Origin of the sequence: Falsiroseomonas oryzae, assembly GCF_027856955.1 — a bacterium.
GTDB lineage: Bacteria > Pseudomonadota > Alphaproteobacteria > Acetobacterales > Acetobacteraceae > Falsiroseomonas > Falsiroseomonas oryzae.
The window spans coordinates 1-2,320 of sequence record NZ_JAPSMD010000638.1; the positions used below are offsets into that span (position 1 = coordinate 1).

A 2,320-nucleotide genomic window follows, 5' to 3' on the forward strand; every position below is an offset into this window, starting at 1 on the left:
CCGCCGCGCTGGCGCGCCCGGCGCTGGCCCAGGGCACCGGCGACTGGCCGAACCGGGCGGTGCGCTGGGTGAACCCCGGGCCGGCGGGCGGGGCAGGCGACGTGCTCTCCCGCCTGGTCGCGGACCGGCTCTCGGCGCGGCTCGGCCAGCCCTTCGTGGTGGACAACCGGCCGGGCGCGGGCACCAACATCGGCATGGCGATCGTCGCCCGCGCGGCGCCGGACGGCTACACGGTGGGGCTCGCCTCCATCGCGGCGAACGCGGCGAACAAGTGGCTGTACCGCTCGCTGCCCTTCGACCCGGAACGCGACTTCGCGGCAGTGGGGATGATCGCGCTGGTGCCGAACATCGTGGTGATCCCGCCCGCGGTGCCGGCGCAGACCCTGCCGCAGTTCATCGCCTGGGCCCGGGCGCAGAACCGGCCGATCAACTTCGGCTCGGTCGGCGCCGGATCCTCGCAGCACCTGGCGGGCAGCCAGTTCCAGGTGATCACCGGCCTGCCGATGCAGCACCTGCCCTACACGAACAGCGGGCAGATGAACACGGACCTGATCGAGGGCCGGATCGACATGCTGTTCCAGTCCATCTCGGCCGTCACGCAGCTGGCGCAGGCCGGGCGGATGCGCCCGATCGCGGTGAGCGGGGCGGAGCGCGTGCCGGCCTTCCCCGACCTGCCGACGATGCGCGAGCAGGGCGTGGACATCGTCTCCACCGGCTGGTTCGGGCTCTGCACGCCGGCCGGCGTGCCGGAGCCGATCCTGGCGCGGCTGGAGGCGGAGCTGAACGCCATCATCGAGGAGCCGGAGCTGCGCCAGCGGATCGTCGCCGGCGGCAGCGTGCCGCGCCGCATGGGGCGGGAGGACTTCGCCCGCTTCATGGCGGAGGAGAGCGCGCGCTGGCGCGTGGTCATCCAGGCGGTGGGCGCGACAGCCGAGTAGCGCGCCTGCGGCGCGACAGCCGAGTAGCGCGCCTGCGGCGCGACAGCCGAGTAGCGCGCCTGCGGCGCGACGGCGGAGCCGCGAGCCGGGGTCACACCCGCTCGTTCCGCCCGGCATCGCCGTGATGCAGGCCGAGGCGGTCGAGCACGCCGAGCAGCACGGCGCCGACCAGGAACACCACGTGGATGGTCACGCGCCAGAAGATGGCGGCCTCGTCCTCGACATCCGCCTGCAGGAAGATCTGCAGAAGGTGGATGGAGGAGATCGCCACCATGGCGGTCGCCACCTTGATCTTCAGGTTGCCGTGGTCGGTGCGCGACACCCAGCGCATCTCCTGCTGGTCGGCCTCCCGCTGCAGCCGGTCCACCAGGCTGTCGTAGGAGGATAGCGCCACCATCAGCACGAGCGAGGCGACGAGGGCGCTGTCCAGCAGGTGGAGCATCTCGACCAGCAGCTCCGCCTCGCTCTTCTCCCAGATCGCGGCGGTCAGCGCCCACAGCCTGCCGACGAAGCGCAGGGCGAAGAGGGCCAGGCCCCAGAGCAGGCCGAGGAAGAAGACCGCGAGGAGGAAGCGGCCGGCGAGGATGGCCTTGGCGAGCGCGTGCAGCATGGCGACTCCCGGGGGACTCCCCCAGGTGCACCAAAGCGCACCCGGAGTTCCGGTTCCCCCGCGCGGCCACGCGCCGCCTCGCCTGCCGTCGTTGCAGCGGATGGAGGGAGCCGGGGACGATCATCGTCCCCGGCGGAGCGCGAGGCGGAGCCTCGCCCTCGTCCCGCTCTAGTCGGGCCGCGCGCCGGAGGCCCGCACCACCGGCGCCCATTTCGCCGTCTCGCTGCGGAGGAAGGCGGCGCACTCCTCCGGCGAGGAGGGCGTGGCCTGGATCTGCCGCTGGGCGAGGGCGGAGACGACCTCCGGGTCGGTCAGCGCGGCCGTCGCGGCGCGGTGCAGCGCCTCCAGGATCGGCGCGGGCAGGCCGCGCGGCGCCATCAGCGTGGACCAGTCCTGCATGTCGAAGCCCGCGAAGCCCGGCGTCTCCGCCAGGGGCGGCACATCGGGCAGCAGCGGGCTGCGCGCGGCGGTGGTGACGGCCAGCATGCGCGCGCGCCCGCTCTCCGCCAGCGGCCGCGCGCCGGAGGCGGGGGTGAAGGCGAAGTCGATCTGGCCGGAGGCGAGGTCGGCCGCCAACGGGCCGCCGCCGCGATAAGGCACATGCGTGTTCTGCATGCCGCCGATCATGTTGAACTGCTCGCCGGCCAGGTGCCCCGCGCCGCCGACGCCGGAGGTGCCGAAGCTGAGCGGCCGCGCGCGCGCCGCCGCGGCCAGCTCCGCCACGCTGCGCCAGGGGCGGTCGGCCGGCACGGCCAGCACGTTCAGGATCATC

The 2,320-nt window shown here is 74.0% G+C and carries 3 protein-coding genes; 1 reads left to right on the plus strand and 2 read right to left on the minus strand.

The window, feature by feature from the left end; translation table 11 throughout:
* On the plus strand, positions 1-938 hold a 938-nt coding region (locus tag OZN99_RS29970; protein ID WP_270938867.1), incomplete at its 5' end, for a Bug family tripartite tricarboxylate transporter substrate binding protein.
* 91 nt (positions 939-1,029) lie between these two features.
* On the opposite strand, the gene OZN99_RS29975 is transcribed toward OZN99_RS29970, so the two are convergent.
* Together OZN99_RS29975 and OZN99_RS29980 are read right to left on the minus strand one after the other, a co-directional pair.
* The gene (locus OZN99_RS29975) at positions 1,030-1,548 is read right to left on the minus strand and encodes a YqhA family protein (RefSeq protein WP_270938868.1); all 519 of its coding nucleotides are present in this window, start codon (positions 1,546-1,548) and stop codon (positions 1,030-1,032) included.
* A 168-nt stretch (positions 1,549-1,716) separates the two neighbouring features.
* Positions 1,717-2,320, minus strand: a 604-nt coding sequence (locus OZN99_RS29980) for a Bug family tripartite tricarboxylate transporter substrate binding protein (RefSeq protein ID WP_270938869.1), incomplete at its 5' end; no start/stop codon positions are given.

Coding starts and splice junctions, on each gene's coding strand:
- OZN99_RS29975 (WP_270938868.1), bottom strand. CDS start 1,548: ATGCTGCACGCGCTCGCCAAGGCCATCCTCGCCGGCCGCTTCCTCCTC.